Genomic DNA, 19,255 nt, shown 5'->3' on the forward strand with positions numbered 1-19,255 from the left:
TTTTATGTGGCGAAAAGTAGGGGTTTCAAGTTAAGATGGAGGCAAATCGTTTTTTAGGGGGATTTGAAGAAGTGGATTCACTAAAGTTACAAACGCGTACATTTAACATGTCGAAGGAAGAACTTTTTTATGCGTATAAAGAAATAACGAAAGAAGAGTCACATCATTTATTTTTAGAAAGTGGCAGAGGAGGCCATCTATGTGTTGCGGCTTGGAATCCAATTGCAGTTACAAAATCAGTTAATACTGGATTACATATAAAATGGCGAAGTGGAAAAGAAGAGGTACGTTCAGGAGAAGCTCTTACTGAATTGGAAAAGCTTGTTGAGTCGTATAGAATTCCTTTTCAAGAAGAATTACCGGATTTCCAAGGTGGTGCCACAGGTTTTATTAGTTATGATTATGCTCGTAAAATAGAAGTTTTACCAACTCTAGCGGTGGATGATTTGCATGTACCAGATATTTATTTTTATCTGTTTGATTTCTGGACAGTTCTGGATGTTGCCACAGAAACCGTGACATGCATGAAATTATCAATAAGTGATGCTGATTTGGCTGAAATGGAAGAAGTGTTGAAGGCTGCGAGTAAAAGGACGGAACGTCTATTTCTATCAGGGACTGCAACAGAAGTAGCTGAAGATCAATCGGAGTTACTTGTATCGGTAGATGAAACGGAATTTGAGTCGGCCGTTCATCAAGTGCAAGAATACATTGCCCGAGGCGATGTATTTCAAGTAAACCTATCTGTTCGACAATCCAAAAAATTAAACGCAGAGCCAATTGCTATGTATGAGGCACTCCGCGCATTTAATCCATCTCCGTATATGGCCTATATTCAATCACCAGAATTTGCAGTTGTATCTGGATCACCAGAGTTATTAGTGAAGAAAAAGGGGTCGGATTTATCTACTCGTCCAATCGCAGGAACGAGACCACGTGGAAAAAGCGATCAAGAAGATATTCGACTTGCTCATGAACTAATTGACAATGAAAAAGAGCGAGCAGAACATGTCATGCTCGTCGATTTAGAAAGAAATGATTTAGGGCGAGTATCTACCTATGGCTCTGTAGAAGTAGACGAATTTATGGTTATTGAGCGGTACTCACATGTTATGCATATTGTTTCGAATGTAAAAGGGACACTTCGTCCTGATACTTCCAATACAGAAATTGTTCAAGCTATGTTCCCAGGTGGAACAATAACTGGAGCTCCCAAAATTCGTACAATGGAAATCATTGAAGAATTAGAGCCGGTTCGCAGAGGGTTATATACAGGCTCTATCGGTTGGCTAGGATTTTCGGGTGATTTGGAGCTGAATATTGTCATTCGAACAGCCTTTATTCAAGATGGAATGGCACATATTCAAGCGGGGGCAGGAATTGTAATAGATTCTATTCCTAGTGCGGAATATGTAGAGTCTTTAAACAAAGCGAAAGCATTATGGCAAGCAAAAGCTATGGCAGAAGGAGGAAAACAATGATTTTGATGATTGATAATTATGATTCCTTTACTTACAATCTCGTTCAATATATAGGAGAGCTTGGAGAAGAGGTAAAGGTTGTTCGTAATGATGAGTTGACGATTGCTGAAATTGAGCAGCTAGCTCCAAATATTATTGTTGTATCACCAGGTCCTTGTACCCCGAATGAGGCTGGGATAAGTTTAGAGGTTATTACACACTTTGCGGGTAAAATTGCAATATTAGGTGTTTGTCTGGGGCATCAATCAATTGGACAAGCATTTGGAGGAAAGGTAATTCGTGCAGAAAGATTAATGCACGGCAAAACATCGCCTGTTTTTCATGATGGAAAAGGTGTAAATAAGGAAATGCCAAATCCTTTTCAAGCAACAAGGTATCACTCGCTACTTGTAGAGAAAGAAACATTGCCTGATTGTTTGGAAGTGACATCTTGGACAGAAGAAGGAGAAATTATGGGCCTTCGTCATAAAGAGTTTGCTATAGAGGGGGTGCAATTTCACCCGGAGTCGATAATGACAGAGGAAGGGAAAAAGCTCATTCAGAATTTTATCGGAGCATATAGTCCTTCTATAAAGGGGAGTATCTAACGTGGATGCTTGGAAGGAAGGGAAATTATACCAGTCTCACGAATTAACGATTTCTCCTTATGATCACGGTTTCTTATATGGGCTTGGTTTTTTTGAAACATTTCGTACGTACAATGGGAAGGTAATTTTATGGGAAGAGCATTGGGGGAGACTTTCTCGCGCATTAGCCGATTTTCGTATTACCATGCCTTACGACCAAGAAGTGATATTAGCTGCTGTAGATGAGTTAATAACAGCGAATAATGGGGAAGACGGATACTTTAGGTTAAATATTTCGGCAGGTGTGCACGATATCGGCCTCCAACCCGCTAGTTATGAAAAGCCCACGGTCATTTTATTCCGAAAAGCATTGCATACTCTACCTAGAGGAATGGAAAAATCAGCAGTATGGCTAGAAACGGTGAGAAATTCTCCGGAAAGTGGAATACGACATAAATCCCATCATTACGCAAATAATGTACAAGCCCGATTTGAAATTGCTTCCCTAGCCTCTTTGGAAGGTATCTTTCTAACTGCGGATGGATTTGTTGCAGAAGGAATTACGTCGAATGTGTTTTGGGTGAAGGAAGGGAAATTATATACACCTTCACTAGATACAGGGATATTAGCTGGTGTAACAAGGGATTGGTTGATAAAAAATTCTCCATTCGTAGTAGAGGTAGGTTTATTTGCAAGAGAAGTATTAGAAGAAGCCGATGAAGTATTTATTACAAACGCGGTACAAGAAATTGTCCCTATAAAAAATATAGAAGAAAAGTACTTTTTAGGAAATGAAGGACCTGTGTATGCTGCGCTTCATGAAGCGTATGTTACGTTTATTCAGAAGGAAGGTGCAGAACGTTGAACTTACAATATAATACGAGGCCCTTTGAAGCTGGGGGAGTTACATTAGATTTTCGAAAAGAAACAATTGTGATGGGTATATTAAATGTCACGCCGGATTCTTTTTCGGACGGTGGAAAGTTTAATGAAATAGAAGCAGCGGTTGCTAGAGCTAAGCAGATGGTTGTGGATGGTGCTAAAATTATTGATATCGGTGGGGAGTCTACCAGACCTGGTCATACAGTTATTTCAGATGAGGAAGAAATAGCACGTGTTGTACCAGTTATTCAAGCGATTAGCGCAGAAGTGAATGCGATCATATCTATTGATACATACAAATCAGCAGTTGCGAGAGCTGCAGTACTAGCCGGTGCACATGTCATTAATGATATTTGGGGCGCTAAAAGAGATCCCAAAGTGGCGATGGTAGCAGCAGAACTAGGTGTACCGATAATACTAATGCATAATAGAGACGACGAAGAATATAACGATTTCTGGCCAGAAGCAAAACAAGATTTAGTAGAATGTATTCAAATTGCAAAAGCGGCGGGAGTACCAGATGAACATATTTGGTTAGATCCGGGTATTGGATTTGGGAAATCCACGACCCAAAACATTTGGATGATGCAGCATTTGGAAGGCTTAGTGGAAATGGGTTATCCCGTTTTACTGGCGACTTCACGTAAACGACTAATCGGAAATGTACTCAATCTTCCAGTGAACGAACGAATGGAAGGGACAGGCGCAACTGTATGCTTCGGTTTGCAATATGGTTGTCATATGGTGCGTGTACATGATGTGAAAGAAATTGCGCGTATGACGAAAATGATGGATGTACTAACAGGAAAAGCGGAATATAAGGAAAGCGAGGTATAACTATTATGGATTACATACACTTGAATGATTTGGAGTTTTACGGATACCATGGGGCTTTGCCGGAAGAAACAAAGCTTGGTCAAATTTTTCGTGTTACGATTACGCTTGCTTGTGATTTAAAAAAAGCAGGTCAAACGGACGACTTAGCGGAAACTGTGAATTATGCAGAGGTATTTGAGCTTTGTAAGGAGATCGTGGAAGGGAAGCCTTATTTATTAATTGAGGCAGTGGCAGAAAAAATAGCTGGACGGATATTAAAGGGTTATGAAGCCAAAGTAACTGGTTGTCGCATACAACTAGTGAAGCCGAATCCGCCGATTGCAGGTCATTATGCTTCTGTTGCTGTCGATATTACAAGAGGCGTGCTATGAATATCGCGTATTTGTCATTAGGGTCCAATATAGGAGATAGAATGGATTATCTTAAAAGGGCAGTTCAATTGTTACGAGAAAGCGAAGACGTTCAAGTGAATAAAGTATCCTCTGTCTATGAAACAGATCCTGTTGGTAATGTAGATCAAGCAGCTTTTTTAAATATTGTAGTGGAGCTTGAAACGCTACTTTCACCTCACGAATTATTAAAAAAATGCAATGAAATAGAAGAACATCTTGGGCGTACCAGAGAAATTCATTGGGGTCCTCGAACTGTAGACCTTGACGTTTTGTTGTATAATGAAGAGAATATGAAAACAGAGGATCTCATTATTCCGCATCCAAGGATGACGGAAAGAGGTTTTGTGCTCGTACCTCTTGTGGAACTAAATCCAGAATTAGTTGAGCCTCTAACAAAGCATTCTTTATTGAAGCTTGCACATGTTCAGAAAGAAGGCGTACGTAAATGGAAAACATTCGATGGGGTAGACGCATTCGTGCATTTCGACGATTAAAAAGAATGAATCAAGTTGAACTTGCAAAAGAGATGAATATTTCGGTGTCTATACTTGGTCAAATAGAGCAAGGAAAAAGAGTTCCAAATGAGGTACAGTTAAAAAGCATTTCATCTGTACTTGATATACAGTTAGACGAATTAAAAGGTGAAATAAAAGATGTTGAATGATTATGTCAATTGCATCAACGAAACCATTTAAAATTGGTAACTTTGAAATGGATAATCGTGTTGTTTTAGCCCCAATGGCTGGTATTTGTAATTCTGCATTCCGATTAACTGTCAAAGAGTTTGGCGCAGGGTTAGTTTTCGCAGAGATGATTAGTGATAAAGGGATCGTTTATAAAAACGAAAAGACTTTAAGTATGCTTTTTATTGATGAACGCGAAAATCCACTATCACTTCAAATTTTTGGCGGAGAAAAAGAAACGCTTGTTGCGGCTGCTAAATATGTAGATCAACATACATCAGCGGACATCATTGATATTAATATGGAATGTCCAGTAAATAAAATCATTAAATGTGAAGCAGGAGCTAGATGGCTGCTTGATTCGAATAAGATTTACGAAATGGTTTCTGCGGTTGTAGATAATGTAAATAAGTCGGTAAGTGTTAAAATGCGTACTGGTTGGGACGATGATCATATTTATGTTGTGGAGAATGCTCGTGTCGTAGAACGTGTGGGCGGAGCGGCTGTAGCTGTACATGTTTACAAATGTATGAAGGTCATGCGAATTGGGATTTAATTCGTCAAGTGAAAGAAGCGGTGAATATTCCTGTAATCAGAAACGGAGACGTTAATACGCCCCAAGATGCAAAGCGTATGTTAGATGAAACTGGTGTAGATGCTGTAATGATTGGTCATGCAGCGCTAGGAGACCCTTGGATGATTTATCGTACAGTCGAATATTTGGAGTCTGGCAAACTAAATCCGGAGCCTTCTGTTCAAGAGAAAATCGACGTGTGCTTATTACACTTCGATCGCTTAACTGCTTTAAAGGAGAGGACATTGCAGTCCGTGAAATGCGCTAACATGCTTCTTGGTACTTAAAAGGTATCCGTGGGAATGGTAGAGCGAGAAATATGATTAACCAAACAAAAACTGCTCAAGAGTTAAAAGATTACTTACACTATTTTGCGGAAGAATCAACGAAAGAATATAATGATGCTGAATCTATTCTTGCTTAATATTAAAACATGGGGCTATCACATCAAGTGATGGCTCTTTCCATTTTAAAATGTAATCTGAATAATATGGAATATCTCCTAGTGTAGGAAAAAGGTGAACAGCGTGCAGAAATTGTGTACAATAAGTTCAACGTAATAAATGAAATTTGCGGATAATAGGTAGTGGAGGAGTGACGAACATGTCTAACGTAGAAGAATTAAACGATCAACTTTTGGTGAGAAGACAAAAGATGACTGCAATACAAGAGAAAGGGTTAGATCCTTTTGGTAGTAAATTTGAACGTACGCATTTGAGTGATCAAGTGATTGCTGAATTTACCGATTTTTCGAAAGAACAATTAGAAGAAACGCCACATGAAGTCGTAATTGCAGGTCGTATTATGACAAAGCGTGGAAAAGGGAAAGCTGGATTTGCGCATATTCAAGATTTCGGTGGTCAAATCCAAATTTATGTACGTAAAGATGCGATTGGTGAAGATGCATATGAATTATTTAACTCAGCGGACTTAGGAGATATCGTAGGTGTACGAGGAAATATATTCCGTACACAAGTAGGAGAATTATCTGTTAAAGCGGTAGAATTCACGTTTTTAACAAAATCACTACGCCCGATGCCAGAGAAATTCCACGGTTTAAAAGATGTTGAGCAACGCTACCGTCAACGCTACTTAGATTTAATGACTAGTGAAGAAAGTAAAAAAACGTTCATCACTAGAAGCCGTATCATTCAATCTATGCGTCGCTACTTAGATAGCCAAGGTTACTTAGAAGTGGAAACGCCATTATTACATTCTATTGCGGGCGGAGCAGCGGCACGTCCTTTCATTACACATCATAATGCGCTAGACATGGAACTTTATATGCGTATAGCAATTGAGTTACATTTAAAGCGTCTAATTGTAGGTGGATTAGAAAAGGTATATGAAATTGGACGAGTATTCAGAAATGAAGGTGTTTCAACGCGTCATAATCCTGAATTCACGATGATTGAATTATATGAAGCGTATGCTGATTATAACGACATCATGAATCTAACGGAGAATTTAGTGTCGCATGTTGCACAAGAAGTACTGGGATCAACTACAGTGACGTATGGTGAAGATGCAATTAATCTTGCTCCAGGCTGGAGACGTTGGCATATGGCAGATGCAGTAAAAGAAATAACAGGAGTGGACTTCTGGAATGAAATGACGAAGGAAGCAGCACATGCACTAGCGAAAGAACATGGCGTAGAAGTAAAACCTTCTATGGAAGTAGGTCATGTTTTAAATGAATTCTTTGAGCAAAAAGTAGAAGAAACATTAGTGCAACCAACATTTATCTATGGACATCCAGTAGAAGTGTCGCCACTTGCTAAGAAAAATCCGGAAGATGGAAGGTTTACAGATCGCTTTGAACTATTCATTGTTAGACGTGAGCATGCAAATGCGTTTACAGAACTTAATGACCCTATTGATCAACGTCAACGCTTCGAAGCACAATTAGTTGAAAAAGAAGCGGGTAATGATGAAGCGCATGAAATGGATGAAGACTTCTTAGAAGCATTAGAATACGGTATGCCGCCAACAGGTGGTTTGGGAATTGGAATTGACCGATTAGTAATGTTATTAACTAACTCTGCATCTATTCGCGACGTGTTATTGTTCCCAACTATGCGACACAAAGATTAATCATATAGGATTTTCTTTTGATGGAAGGTGGGGCACTACTATTTATAGTGCTTCACCTTTTTAATATCCACTATATGTTGTGGAAAGCGTTGATGGTAAAAGTTCTTGAAAAAAAGTTGAGAAAATCTCTTGTCATAACCTTTACAAGGTGGTATAGTTATCAAGTTGTCATTTTAACTACTGACTTCTTCAAAAAAAGAAATAAAAAAGTTGTTGACATTGATAATGAAGTTTGTTATGATATTAAAGTCGCCAAAACGACACAGCAACAAAAACAAAACATGAACATTGAAAACTGAACATGCAAAACGTTAAGAAATATAGCTTGAAAGACTGACTTCGGTTAGTCCGATAGCAAAACAATTTGGACACCATTTAATGGTGATGCCAGCAAAACAAAATGAGCTTTTTAAGTTCTCTATTATGGAGAGTTTGATCCTGGCTCAGGACGAACGCTGGCGGCATGCCTAATACATGCAAGTCGAGCGAATGACGAAGAAGCTTGCTTCTTCTGATTTAGCGGCGGACGGGTGAGTAACACGTGGGCAACCTGCCCTGTAGATTGGGATAACTCCGGGAAACCGGGGCTAATACCGAATAATCCATTTCCTCACATGGGGGAATGTTAAAAGACGGTTTCGGCTGTCACTACAGGATGGGCCCGCGGCGCATTAGCTAGTTGGTGAGGTAACGGCTCACCAAGGCGACGATGCGTAGCCGACCTGAGAGGGTGATCGGCCACACTGGGACTGAGACACGGCCCAGACTCCTACGGGAGGCAGCAGTAGGGAATCTTCCACAATGGACGAAAGTCTGATGGAGCAATGCCGCGTGAGTGAAGAAGGTTTTCGGATCGTAAAACTCTGTTGTGAGGGAAGAACAAGTACGAGAGTAACTGCTCGTACCTTGACGGTACCTCATTAGAAAGCCACGGCTAACTACGTGCCAGCAGCCGCGGTAATACGTAGGTGGCAAGCGTTGTCCGGAATTATTGGGCGTAAAGCGCGCGCAGGCGGTCCTTTAAGTCTGATGTGAAATCCCACGGCTCAACCGTGGAAGGTCATTGGAAACTGGGGGACTTGAGTACAGAAGAGGAAAGCGGAATTCCAAGTGTAGCGGTGAAATGCGTAGAGATTTGGAGGAACACCAGTGGCGAAGGCGGCTTTCTGGTCTGTAACTGACGCTGAGGCGCGAAAGCGTGGGGAGCAAACAGGATTAGATACCCTGGTAGTCCACGCCGTAAACGATGAGTGCTAAGTGTTAGGGGGTTTCCGCCCCTTAGTGCTGCAGCTAACGCATTAAGCACTCCGCCTGGGGAGTACGGTCGCAAGACTGAAACTCAAAGGAATTGACGGGGGCCCGCACAAGCGGTGGAGCATGTGGTTTAATTCGAAGCAACGCGAAGAACCTTACCAGGTCTTGACATCCCGCTGACCGTTCTAGAGATAGATCTTTCCCTTCGGGGACAGCGGTGACAGGTGGTGCATGGTTGTCGTCAGCTCGTGTCGTGAGATGTTGGGTTAAGTCCCGCAACGAGCGCAACCCTTGATCTTAGTTGCCAGCATTTAGTTGGGCACTCTAAGGTGACTGCCGGTGATAAACCGGAGGAAGGTGGGGATGACGTCAAATCATCATGCCCCTTATGACCTGGGCTACACACGTGCTACAATGGACGGTACAGAGGGTCGCAACCCCGCGAGGGTGAGCTAATCCCATAAAACCGTTCTCAGTTCGGATTGTAGGCTGCAACTCGCCTACATGAAGCCGGAATCGCTAGTAATCGTGGATCAGCATGCCACGGTGAATACGTTCCCGGGCCTTGTACACACCGCCCGTCACACCACGAGAGTTTGTAACACCCGAAGTCGGTGGGGTAACCCTTACGGGAGCCAGCCGCCGAAGGTGGGACAGATGATTGGGGTGAAGTCGTAACAAGGTAGCCGTATCGGAAGGTGCGGCTGGATCACCTCCTTTCTAAGGATAATATCGGAATACAGATTTTTATCTGTATCTTAACGTTTTGCAGTTCAGTTTTGAATGTTCATTTTTATGAGCATTTGAAAACTTGTTCTTTGAAAACTGGATAAAATGACATTGAAAGAAACAAATTCAAGAAATTCAATTTGTAATCACTTTTGTGATTATATTTTGCGTAGTATTTTTAACTACTATTTTTCAGGGTTTCAATTTTAATTGGAAGCCGAATTAGGTTAAGTTAATAAGGGCGCGCGGTGAATGCCTTGGCACTAGGAGCCGAAGAAGGACGGCACTAACACCGATATGCTTCGGGGAGCTGTAAGTGAGCTTTGATCCGGAGATTTCCGAATGGGGAAACCCACTGTTCGTAATGGAGCAGTACATTTACGTGAATACATAGCGTATCTGTGGCACACCCAGGGAACTGAAACATCTAAGTACCTGGAGGAAGAGAAAGAAAAATCGATTCCCTGAGTAGCGGCGAGCGAAACGGGAATAGCCCAAACCAAGAGGCTTGCCTCTTGGGGTTGTAGGACACTCTACATAGAGTTACAAAGGAATGAGCTAGACGAAGCGATCTGGAAAGGTCCGCAGGATAGGGTAAAAGCCCCGTAGTCAAAAGTTCATTCTCTCTTGAGTGTATCCTGAGTACGGCGGAACACGTGAAATTCCGTCGGAATCTGGGAGGACCATCTCCCAAGGCTAAATACTACCTAGTGACCGATAGTGAACCAGTACCGTGAGGGAAAGGTGAAAAGCACCCCGGAAGGGGAGTGAAATAGATCCTGAAACCGCGTGCCTACAAGTAGTCAGAGCCCGTTAATGGGTGATGGCGTGCCTTTTGTAGAATGAACCGGCGAGTTACGATTACATGCAAGGTTAAGTTGAGAAGACGGAGCCGCAGCGAAAGCGAGTCTGAATAGGGCGAATGAGTATGTGGTCGTAGACCCGAAACCAGGTGATCTACCCATGTCCAGGATGAAGGTAAGGTAACACTTACTGGAGGTCCGAACCCACGCACGTTGAAAAGTGCGGGGATGAGGTGTGGGTAGCGGAGAAATTCCAATCGAACCTGGAGATAGCTGGTTCTCTCCGAAATAGCTTTAGGGCTAGCCTCAAACGTTAGAATCTTGGAGGTAGAGCACTGTTTGGACTAGGGGCCCATCCCGGGTTACCGAATTCAGACAAACTCCGAATGCCAATGATTTATGTTTGGGAGTCAGACTGCGAGTGATAAGATCCGTAGTCAAGAGGGAAACAGCCCAGACCACCAGCTAAGGTCCCAAAGTATTTGTTAAGTGGAAAAGGATGTGGCGTTGCTTAGACAACCAGGATGTTGGCTTAGAAGCAGCCATCATTTAAAGAGTGCGTAATAGCTCACTGGTCGAGTGACGCTGCGCCGAAAATGTATCGGGGCTAAACAAATCACCGAAGCTGTGGATTGATACCTATGGTATCAGTGGTAGGAGAGCGTTCTAAGGGCGTTGAAGTCAGACCGGAAGGACTGGTGGAGCGCTTAGAAGTGAGAATGCCGGTATGAGTAGCGAAAGATGGGTGAGAATCCCATCCACCGTATGACTAAGGTTTCCTGAGGAAGGCTCGTCCGCTCAGGGTTAGTCGGGACCTAAGTCGAGGCCGATAGGCGTAGACGATGGACAACAGGTTGATATTCCTGTACCACCAAACCACCGTTTGAGCAATGGGGGGACGCAGAAGGATAGGGTAAGCATGCTGTTGGTTATGCATGTCCAAGCAGTGAGGTGTGAGTGTAGGCAAATCCGCACTCTGTAACATTGAGCTGTGATGGCGAGGACTTAGTCCGAAGTTCCTGATTTCACACTGCCAAGAAAAGCCTCTAGCGAGGTGATAGGTGCCCGTACCGCAAACCGACACAGGTAGTCGAGGAGAGAATCCTAAGGTGAGCGAGAGAACTCTCGTTAAGGAACTCGGCAAAATGACCCCGTAACTTCGGGAGAAGGGGTGCTCTTTTGGGTGTATAGCCTAGAAGAGCCGCAGTGAATAGGCCCAGGCGACTGTTTAGCAAAAACACAGGTCTCTGCAAAACCGTAAGGTGAAGTATAGGGGCTGACGCCTGCCCGGTGCTGGAAGGTTAAGAGGAGTGCTTAGCGCAAGCGAAGGTGCGAATTGAAGCCCCAGTAAACGGCGGCCGTAACTATAACGGTCCTAAGGTAGCGAAATTCCTTGTCGGGTAAGTTCCGACCCGCACGAAAGGCGTAACGATCTGGGCACTGTCTCAACGAGAGACTCGGTGAAATTATAGTACCTGTGAAGATGCAGGTTACCCGCGACAGGACGGAAAGACCCCGTGGAGCTTTACTATAGCTTGATATTGAATTTTGGTGCAACTTGTACAGGATAGGCAGGAGCCTTAGAGCCCGGAGCGCCAGCTTCGGAGGAGGCGTCGGTGGGATACTGCCCTGGTTGTATTGAAATTCTAACCCATACCCGTAACCCGGGTAGGAGACAGTGTCAGGCGGGTAGTTTGACTGGGGCGGTCGCCTCCTAAAGTGTAACGGAGGCGCCCAAAGGTTCCCTCAGAATGGTTGGAAATCATTCGAAGAGTGTAAAGGCAGAAGGGAGCTTGACTGCGAGACCTACAAGTCGAGCAGGGTCGAAAGACGGGCTTAGTGATCCGGTGGTTCCGCATGGAAGGGCCATCGCTCAACGGATAAAAGCTACCCCGGGGATAACAGGCTTATCTCCCCCAAGAGTCCACATCGACGGGGAGGTTTGGCACCTCGATGTCGGCTCATCGCATCCTGGGGCTGTAGTCGGTCCCAAGGGTTGGGCTGTTCGCCCATTAAAGCGGTACGCGAGCTGGGTTCAGAACGTCGTGAGACAGTTCGGTCCCTATCCGTCGTGGGCGTAGGAAATTTGAGAGGAGCTGTCCTTAGTACGAGAGGACCGGGATGGACACACCGCTGGTGTACCAGTTGTTCTGCCAAGAGCATCGCTGGGTAGCTATGTGTGGACGGGATAAGTGCTGAAAGCATCTAAGCACGAAGCCCCCCTCAAGATGAGATTTCCCATTACGCAAGTAAGTAAGATCCCTCAAAGACGATGAGGTAGATAGGTTCGGGGTGGAAGCGTGGCGACATGTGCAGCTGACGAATACTAATCGATCGAGGACTTAACCAAATAGAATTTGTATATTTCAATGTCTTTTATCCAGTTTTGAAAGAATAAAATTTTTATTAAAATAACACTTGTAAAATGCTACAGAGTTGTTATAATAAAACTTGTCTTTCATTATTCAAGTCTAGTGATGATGGCGAAGAGGTCACACCCGTTCCCATACCGAACACGGAAGTTAAGCTCTTCAGCGCCGATGGTAGTTGGGGGTTTCCCCCTGTGAGAGTAGGACGTCGCTGGGCTTGTAATAAATATAAAATGTATAAAATCAAGAGAAGTACAACTTATCAAGATTTTTTATAACCCAGGAGGATTAGCTCAGCTGGGAGAGCATCTGCCTTACAAGCAGAGGGTCGGCGGTTCGAGCCCGTCATCCTCCACCATTTTTTTTGGAATTGCCGGAGTAGCTCAACTGGTAGAGCAACTGACTTGTAATCAGTAGGTTGAGGGTTCAAGTCCTTTCTCCGGCACCACTTTTCGAGCCATTAGCTCAGTTGGTAGAGCATCTGACTTTTAATCAGAGGGTCGTAGGTTCGAATCCTACATGGCTCATCACTTTTTCAGTGAATTATGTATGCGGGTGTGGCGGAACTGGCAGACGCACTAGACTTAGGATCTAGCGCCGCAAGGCGTGGGGGTTCGACTCCCTTCACCCGCACCATTAAATTTAATAACCGAGCGGAAGTAGTTCAGTGGTAGAACACCACCTTGCCAAGGTGGGGGTCGCGAGTTCGAACCTCGTCTTCCGCTCCATAGATTCATTTAAGTGCCGGGGTGGCGGAACTGGCAGACGCACAGGACTTAAAATCCTGCGGTAGGTGACTACCGTACCGGTTCGATTCCGGTCCTCGGCACCACTTTTATGTAAGAAATATGCGCTCGTAGCTCAATTGGATAGAGCACTTGACTACGAATCAAGAGGTTGCAGGTTCAAGTCCTGCCGAGCGCACCATTTATGACGGGAAGTAGCTCAGCTTGGTAGAGCACTTGGTTTGGGACCAAGGGGTCGCAGGTTCGAATCCTGTCTTCCCGACCAGTTATTAATTATATTCGGGGCCTTAGCTCAGCTGGGAGAGCGCCTGCCTTGCACGCAGGAGGTCAGCGGTTCGATCCCGCTAGGCTCCACCATGAACATTGAAAACTGAACATGCAAAACGTTAAGACATACAGCTTGAGAGACTAACTTCGGTTAGCTTGATAGCAAAACAATTTGGACATCATTTAATGATGATGCCAGCAAAACAAAATGAGCTTTTTAAGTTCTCTATTATGGAGAGTTTGATCCTGGCTCAGGACGAACGCTGGCGGCATGCCTAATACATGCAAGTCGAGCGAATGACGAAGAAGCTTGCTTCTTCTGATTTAGCGGCGGACGGGTGAGTAACACGTGGGCAACCTGCCCTGTAGATTGGGATAACTCCGGGAAACCGGGGCTAATACCGAATAATCCATTTCCTCACATGGGGGAATGTTAAAAGACGGTTTCGGCTGTCACTACAGGATGGGCCCGCGGCGCATTAGCTAGTTGGTGAGGTAACGGCTCACCAAGGCGACGATGCGTAGCCGACCTGAGAGGGTGATCGGCCACACTGGGACTGAGACACGGCCCAGACTCCTACGGGAGGCAGCAGTAGGGAATCTTCCACAATGGACGAAAGTCTGATGGAGCAATGCCGCGTGAGTGAAGAAGGTTTTCGGATCGTAAAACTCTGTTGTGAGGGAAGAACAAGTACGAGAGTAACTGCTCGTACCTTGACGGTACCTCATTAGAAAGCCACGGCTAACTACGTGCCAGCAGCCGCGGTAATACGTAGGTGGCAAGCGTTGTCCGGAATTATTGGGCGTAAAGCGCGCGCAGGCGGTCCTTTAAGTCTGATGTGAAATCCCACGGCTCAACCGTGGAAGGTCATTGGAAACTGGGGGACTTGAGTACAGAAGAGGAAAGCGGAATTCCAAGTGTAGCGGTGAAATGCGTAGAGATTTGGAGGAACACCAGTGGCGAAGGCGGCTTTCTGGTCTGTAACTGACGCTGAGGCGCGAAAGCGTGGGGAGCAAACAGGATTAGATACCCTGGTAGTCCACGCCGTAAACGATGAGTGCTAAGTGTTAGGGGGTTTCCGCCCCTTAGTGCTGCAGCTAACGCATTAAGCACTCCGCCTGGGGAGTACGGTCGCAAGACTGAAACTCAAAGGAATTGACGGGGGCCCGCACAAGCGGTGGAGCATGTGGTTTAATTCGAAGCAACGCGAAGAACCTTACCAGGTCTTGACATCCCGCTGACCGTTCTAGAGATAGATCTTTCCCTTCGGGGACAGCGGTGACAGGTGGTGCATGGTTGTCGTCAGCTCGTGTCGTGAGATGTTGGGTTAAGTCCCGCAACGAGCGCAACCCTTGATCTTAGTTGCCAGCATTTAGTTGGGCACTCTAAGGTGACTGCCGGTGATAAACCGGAGGAAGGTGGGGATGACGTCAAATCATCATGCCCCTTATGACCTGGGCTACACACGTGCTACAATGGACGGTACAGAGGGTCGCAACCCCGCGAGGGTGAGCTAATCCCATAAAACCGTTCTCAGTTCGGATTGTAGGCTGCAACTCGCCTACATGAAGCCGGAATCGCTAGTAATCGTGGATCAGCATGCCACGGTGAATACGTTCCCGGGCCTTGTACACACCGCCCGTCACACCACGAGAGTTTGTAACACCCGAAGTCGGTGGGGTAACCCTTACGGGAGCCAGCCGCCGAAGGTGGGACAGATGATTGGGGTGAAGTCGTAACAAGGTAGCCGTATCGGAAGGTGCGGCTGGATCACCTCCTTTCTAAGGATAATATCGGAATACAGATTTTTATCTGTATCTTAACGTTTTGCAGTTCAGTTTTGAATGTTCATGTATATTAATATATGAAAATTCAAAGAGGGCCTATAGCTCAGCTGGTTAGAGCGCACGCCTGATAAGCGTGAGGTCGATGGTTCGAGTCCATTTAGGCCCACCATACCTTTTTTGATTTTCGGGGCCTTAGCTCAGCTGGGAGAGCGCCTGCCTTGCACGCAGGAGGTCAGCGGTTCGATCCCGCTAGGCTCCACCAAATATTTATTTAAACTTGTTCTTTGAAAACTGGATAAAATGACATTGAAAGAAACAAATTCAAGAAATTCAATTTGTGATCACTTTTGTGATTATATTTTGCGTAGTATTTTTAACTACTATTTTTCAGGGTTTCAATTTTAATTGGAAGCCGAATTAGGTTAAGTTAATAAGGGCGCGCGGTGAATGCCTTGGCACTAGGAGCCGAAGAAGGACGGCACTAACACCGATATGCTTCGGGGAGCTGTAAGTGAGCTTTGATCCGGAGATTTCCGAATGGGGAAACCCACTGTTCGTAATGGAGCAGTACATTTACGTGAATACATAGCGTATCTGTGGCACACCCAGGGAACTGAAACATCTAAGTACCTGGAGGAAGAGAAAGAAAAATCGATTCCCTGAGTAGCGGCGAGCGAAACGGGAATAGCCCAAACCAAGAGGCTTGCCTCTTGGGGTTGTAGGACACTCTACATAGAGTTACAAAGGAATGAGCTAGACGAAGCGATCTGGAAAGGTCCGCAGGATAGGGTAAAAGCCCCGTAGTCAAAAGTTCATTCTCTCTTGAGTGTATCCTGAGTACGGCGGAACACGTGAAATTCCGTCGGAATCTGGGAGGACCATCTCCCAAGGCTAAATACTACCTAGTGACCGATAGTGAACCAGTACCGTGAGGGAAAGGTGAAAAGCACCCCGGAAGGGGAGTGAAATAGATCCTGAAACCGCGTGCCTACAAGTAGTCAGAGCCCGTTAATGGGTGATGGCGTGCCTTTTGTAGAATGAACCGGCGAGTTACGATTACATGCAAGGTTAAGTTGAGAAGACGGAGCCGCAGCGAAAGCGAGTCTGAATAGGGCGAATGAGTATGTGGTCGTAGACCCGAAACCAGGTGATCTACCCATGTCCAGGATGAAGGTAAGGTAACACTTACTGGAGGTCCGAACCCACGCACGTTGAAAAGTGCGGGGATGAGGTGTGGGTAGCGGAGAAATTCCAATCGAACCTGGAGATAGCTGGTTCTCTCCGAAATAGCTTTAGGGCTAGCCTCAAACGTTAGAATCTTGGAGGTAGAGCACTGTTTGGACTAGGGGCCCATCCCGGGTTACCGAATTCAGACAAACTCCGAATGCCAATGATTTATGTTTGGGAGTCAGACTGCGAGTGATAAGATCCGTAGTCAAGAGGGAAACAGCCCAGACCACCAGCTAAGGTCCCAAAGTATTTGTTAAGTGGAAAAGGATGTGGCGTTGCTTAGACAACCAGGATGTTGGCTTAGAAGCAGCCATCATTTAAAGAGTGCGTAATAGCTCACTGGTCGAGTGACGCTGCGCCGAAAATGTATCGGGGCTAAACAAATCACCGAAGCTGTGGATTGATACCTATGGTATCAGTGGTAGGAGAGCGTTCTAAGGGCGTTGAAGTCAGACCGGAAGGACTGGTGGAGCGCTTAGAAGTGAGAATGCCGGTATGAGTAGCGAAAGATGGGTGAGAATCCCATCCACCGTATGACTAAGGTTTCCTGAGGAAGGCTCGTCCGCTCAGGGTTAGTCGGGACCTAAGTCGAGGCCGATAGGCGTAGACGATGGACAACAGGTTGATATTCCTGTACCACCAAACCACCGTTTGAGCAATGGGGGGACGCAGAAGGATAGGGTAAGCATGCTGTTGGTTATGCATGTCCAAGCAGTGAGGTGTGAGTGTAGGCAAATCCGCACTCTGTAACATTGAGCTGTGATGGCGAGGACTTAGTCCGAAGTTCCTGATTTCACACTGCCAAGAAAAGCCTCTAGCGAGGTGATAGGTGCCCGTACCGCAAACCGACACAGGTAGTCGAGGAGAGAATCCTAAGGTGAGCGAGAGAACTCTCGTTAAGGAACTCGGCAAAATGACCCCGTAACTTCGGGAGAAGGGGTGCTCTTTTGGGTGTATAGCCTAGAAGAGCCGCAGTGAATAGGCCCAGGCGACTGTTTAGCAAAAACACAGGTCTCTGCAAAACCGTAAGGTGAAGTATAGGGGCTGACGCCTGCCCGGTGCTGGAAGGTTAAGAGGAGTGCTTAGCGCAAGCGAAGGTGCGAATTGAAGCCCCAGTAAACGGCGGCCGTAACTATAACGGTCCTAAGGTAGCGAAATTCCTTGTCGGGTAAGTTCCGACCCGCACGAAAGGCGTAACGATCTGGGCACTGTCTCAACGAGAGACTCGGTGAAATTATAGTACCTGTGAAGATGCAGGTTACCCGCGACAGGACGGAAAGACCCCGTGGAGCTTTACTATAGCTTGATATTGAATTTTGGTGCAACTTGTACAGGATAGGCAGGAGCCTTAGAGCCCGGAGCGCCAGCTTCGGAGGAGGCGTCGGTGGGATACTGCCCTGGTTGTATTGAAATTCTAACCCATACCCGTAACCCGGGTAGGAGACAGTGTCAGGCGGGTAGTTTGACTGGGGCGGTCGCCTCCTAAAGTGTAACGGAGGCGCCCAAAGGTTCCCTCAGAATGGTTGGAAATCATTCGAAGAGTGTAAAGGCAGAAGGGAGCTTGACTGCGAGACCTACAAGTCGAGCAGGGTCGAAAGACGGGCTTAGTGATCCGGTGGTTCCGCATGGAAGGGCCATCGCTCAACGGATAAAAGCTACCCCGGGGATAACAGGCTTATCTCCCCCAAGAGTCCACATCGACGGGGAGGTTTGGCACCTCGATGTCGGCTCATCGCATCCTGGGGCTGTAGTCGGTCCCAAGGGTTGGGCTGTTCGCCCATTAAAGCGGTACGCGAGCTGGGTTCAGAACGTCGTGAGACAGTTCGGTCCCTATCCGTCGTGGGCGTAGGAAATTTGAGAGGAGCTGTCCTTAGTACGAGAGGACCGGGATGGACACACCGCTGGTGTACCAGTTGTTCTGCCAAGAGCATCGCTGGGTAGCTATGTGTGGACGGGATAAGTGCTGAAAGCATCTAAGCACGAAGCCCCCCTCAAGATGAGATTTCCCATTACGCAAGTAAGTAAGATCCCTCAAAGACGATGAGGTAGATAGGTTCGGGGTGGAAGCGTGGCGACATGTGCAGCTGACGAATACTAATCGATCGAGGACTTAACCAAATAGAATTTGTATATTTCAATGTCTTTTATCCAGTTTTGAGTGAACAAGCACTCATTGTCTAGTGATGATGGCGAAGAGGTCACACCCGTTCCCATACCGAACACGGAAGTTAAGCTCTTCAGCGCCGATGGTAGTTGGGGGTTTCCCCCTGCAAGAGTAGGACGTCGCTGGGCACTATGAAAAGTCGTTACCGAGTAATCGGTAACGACTTTTTTTGATACGTACAATTCAAAGGGATCTAGTATTTAGCTTCATTCAATATTACATAGCAACTAACTTTGAACTTTTTTCTGTATTAGAGTTGTTTTATAAATTGAATAACCTATCTCACATAGAGATAACCCTTTATTATGAGATTTGGTCTCGATTGTTAAGGAATTGGTCTCGCTTCGAGTAAAAATGGTCTCGAGTTTGACTGAATTAGTCTCGGGTAAAGCATAA

9 protein-coding genes, 11 tRNA genes, 6 rRNA genes and 1 pseudogene are annotated in these 19,255 nt (G+C 45.6%); all 27 read left to right on the forward strand.

The annotated features are described in order from the left end of the window. Nucleotides 1–35 precede the first annotated feature (35 nt). The 27 genes and pseudogenes from ACEPXG_RS00415 to rrf (ACEPXG_RS00545) all read left to right on the forward strand — a co-directional run bounded on the left by ACEPXG_RS00415 (nt 36) and on the right by rrf (ACEPXG_RS00545) (nt 18,987). On the forward strand, nt 36–1,481 hold the full coding sequence (locus ACEPXG_RS00415) for an anthranilate synthase component I family protein (protein ID WP_391206208.1): 1,446 nt from the start codon (nt 36–38) through the stop codon (nt 1,479–1,481). Beyond that, on the forward strand, nt 1,478–2,068 hold the full coding sequence (gene pabA, locus ACEPXG_RS00420) for an aminodeoxychorismate/anthranilate synthase component II (protein WP_391206210.1): 591 nt from the start codon (nt 1,478–1,480) through the stop codon (nt 2,066–2,068). Before ACEPXG_RS00415 ends, pabA begins: the two co-directional genes overlap by 4 nt. Before the next feature lies 1 nt (nt 2,069). Further along, nucleotides 2,070–2,912: an aminodeoxychorismate lyase gene (gene pabC, locus ACEPXG_RS00425; protein WP_391206213.1), complete on the forward strand. Its 843-nt coding sequence runs from the start codon at nt 2,070–2,072 to the stop codon at nt 2,910–2,912. Next, complete coding sequence (gene folP, locus ACEPXG_RS00430) at nt 2,909–3,766, forward strand: dihydropteroate synthase (protein ID WP_391206216.1); 858 nt, start codon at nt 2,909–2,911, stop codon at nt 3,764–3,766. The genes pabC and folP overlap by 4 nt, the downstream gene beginning before the upstream one ends. Before the next feature lie 5 nt (nt 3,767–3,771). Beyond that, nucleotides 3,772–4,137 carry a dihydroneopterin aldolase gene (folB, locus tag ACEPXG_RS00435; protein ID WP_391206219.1) on the forward strand — a complete coding sequence of 122 codons (366 nt, stop codon included), beginning with the start codon at nt 3,772–3,774 and terminating at the stop codon, nt 4,135–4,137. Beyond that, on the forward strand, nt 4,134–4,652 hold the full coding sequence (folK, locus tag ACEPXG_RS00440; RefSeq protein ID WP_391206222.1) for a 2-amino-4-hydroxy-6-hydroxymethyldihydropteridine diphosphokinase: 519 nt from the start codon (nt 4,134–4,136) through the stop codon (nt 4,650–4,652). Before folB ends, folK begins: the two co-directional genes overlap by 4 nt. After that, nucleotides 4,604–4,822, forward strand: coding sequence for a helix-turn-helix domain-containing protein (locus ACEPXG_RS00445; RefSeq protein ID WP_391206225.1), 219 nt, complete (start codon nt 4,604–4,606; stop codon nt 4,820–4,822). Before folK ends, ACEPXG_RS00445 begins: the two co-directional genes overlap by 49 nt. A 2-nt stretch (nt 4,823–4,824) precedes the next feature. Beyond that, nucleotides 4,825–5,839, forward strand: a pseudogene (gene dusB, locus ACEPXG_RS00450) (tRNA dihydrouridine synthase DusB). A 179-nt stretch (nt 5,840–6,018) separates the two neighbouring features. Further along, nucleotides 6,019–7,509, forward strand: coding sequence for a lysine--tRNA ligase (gene lysS / locus ACEPXG_RS00455; RefSeq protein ID WP_391206228.1), 1,491 nt, complete (start codon nt 6,019–6,021; stop codon nt 7,507–7,509). Between the two features lie 20 nt (nt 7,510–7,529). Next, the gene (locus ACEPXG_RS00460; RefSeq protein WP_391206230.1) at nt 7,530–7,808 is read left to right on the forward strand and encodes a hypothetical protein; all 279 of its coding nucleotides are present in this window, start codon (nt 7,530–7,532) and stop codon (nt 7,806–7,808) included. Between the two features lie 121 nt (nt 7,809–7,929). After that, nucleotides 7,930–9,483, forward strand: a 16S ribosomal RNA gene (locus ACEPXG_RS00465). A gap of 234 nt (nt 9,484–9,717) precedes the next feature. Then, nucleotides 9,718–12,645 (forward strand): 23S ribosomal RNA (locus tag ACEPXG_RS00470). Nucleotides 12,646–12,765: 120 nt separating this feature from the next. Then, nucleotides 12,766–12,881 (forward strand): 5S ribosomal RNA (gene rrf / locus ACEPXG_RS00475). Between the two features lie 65 nt (nt 12,882–12,946). After that, nucleotides 12,947–13,022: transfer RNA gene (locus ACEPXG_RS00480), tRNA-Val, on the forward strand. Nucleotides 13,023–13,036: 14 nt separating this feature from the next. Continuing rightward, a tRNA-Thr gene (locus ACEPXG_RS00485) sits at nt 13,037–13,112 on the forward strand. A gap of 6 nt (nt 13,113–13,118) precedes the next feature. Further along, nucleotides 13,119–13,191 (forward strand) — tRNA-Lys (locus tag ACEPXG_RS00490). Nucleotides 13,192–13,215: 24 nt separating this feature from the next. Beyond that, a tRNA-Leu gene (locus ACEPXG_RS00495) sits at nt 13,216–13,300 on the forward strand. Nucleotides 13,301–13,317: 17 nt separating this feature from the next. Continuing rightward, nucleotides 13,318–13,392, forward strand: a tRNA-Gly gene (locus tag ACEPXG_RS00500). 15 nt (nt 13,393–13,407) lie between these two features. Next, nucleotides 13,408–13,496: transfer RNA gene (locus ACEPXG_RS00505), tRNA-Leu, on the forward strand. A gap of 18 nt (nt 13,497–13,514) precedes the next feature. Further along, nucleotides 13,515–13,591, forward strand: a tRNA-Arg gene (locus ACEPXG_RS00510). A 7-nt stretch (nt 13,592–13,598) separates the two neighbouring features. After that, nucleotides 13,599–13,675: transfer RNA gene (locus tag ACEPXG_RS00515), tRNA-Pro, on the forward strand. A gap of 16 nt (nt 13,676–13,691) precedes the next feature. Then, nucleotides 13,692–13,767: transfer RNA gene (locus ACEPXG_RS00520), tRNA-Ala, on the forward strand. Nucleotides 13,768–13,905: 138 nt separating this feature from the next. Then, nucleotides 13,906–15,459 (forward strand): 16S ribosomal RNA (locus ACEPXG_RS00525). 98 nt (nt 15,460–15,557) lie between these two features. Further along, nucleotides 15,558–15,634: transfer RNA gene (locus ACEPXG_RS00530), tRNA-Ile, on the forward strand. 17 nt (nt 15,635–15,651) lie between these two features. Continuing rightward, nucleotides 15,652–15,727, forward strand: a tRNA-Ala gene (locus tag ACEPXG_RS00535). A gap of 158 nt (nt 15,728–15,885) precedes the next feature. Further along, nucleotides 15,886–18,813: ribosomal RNA gene (locus ACEPXG_RS00540) — 23S ribosomal RNA — on the forward strand. A gap of 58 nt (nt 18,814–18,871) precedes the next feature. Continuing rightward, a 5S ribosomal RNA gene (rrf, locus tag ACEPXG_RS00545) occupies nt 18,872–18,987 on the forward strand. The 16S, 23S and 5S rRNA genes sit together here with 11 tRNA genes alongside, the layout of an rRNA operon. The last annotated feature ends 268 nt before the right edge of the window (nt 18,988–19,255 follow it).

The organism is Psychrobacillus sp. L4 (assembly GCF_042944905.1).
GTDB lineage: Bacteria > Bacillota > Bacilli > Bacillales_A > Planococcaceae > Psychrobacillus.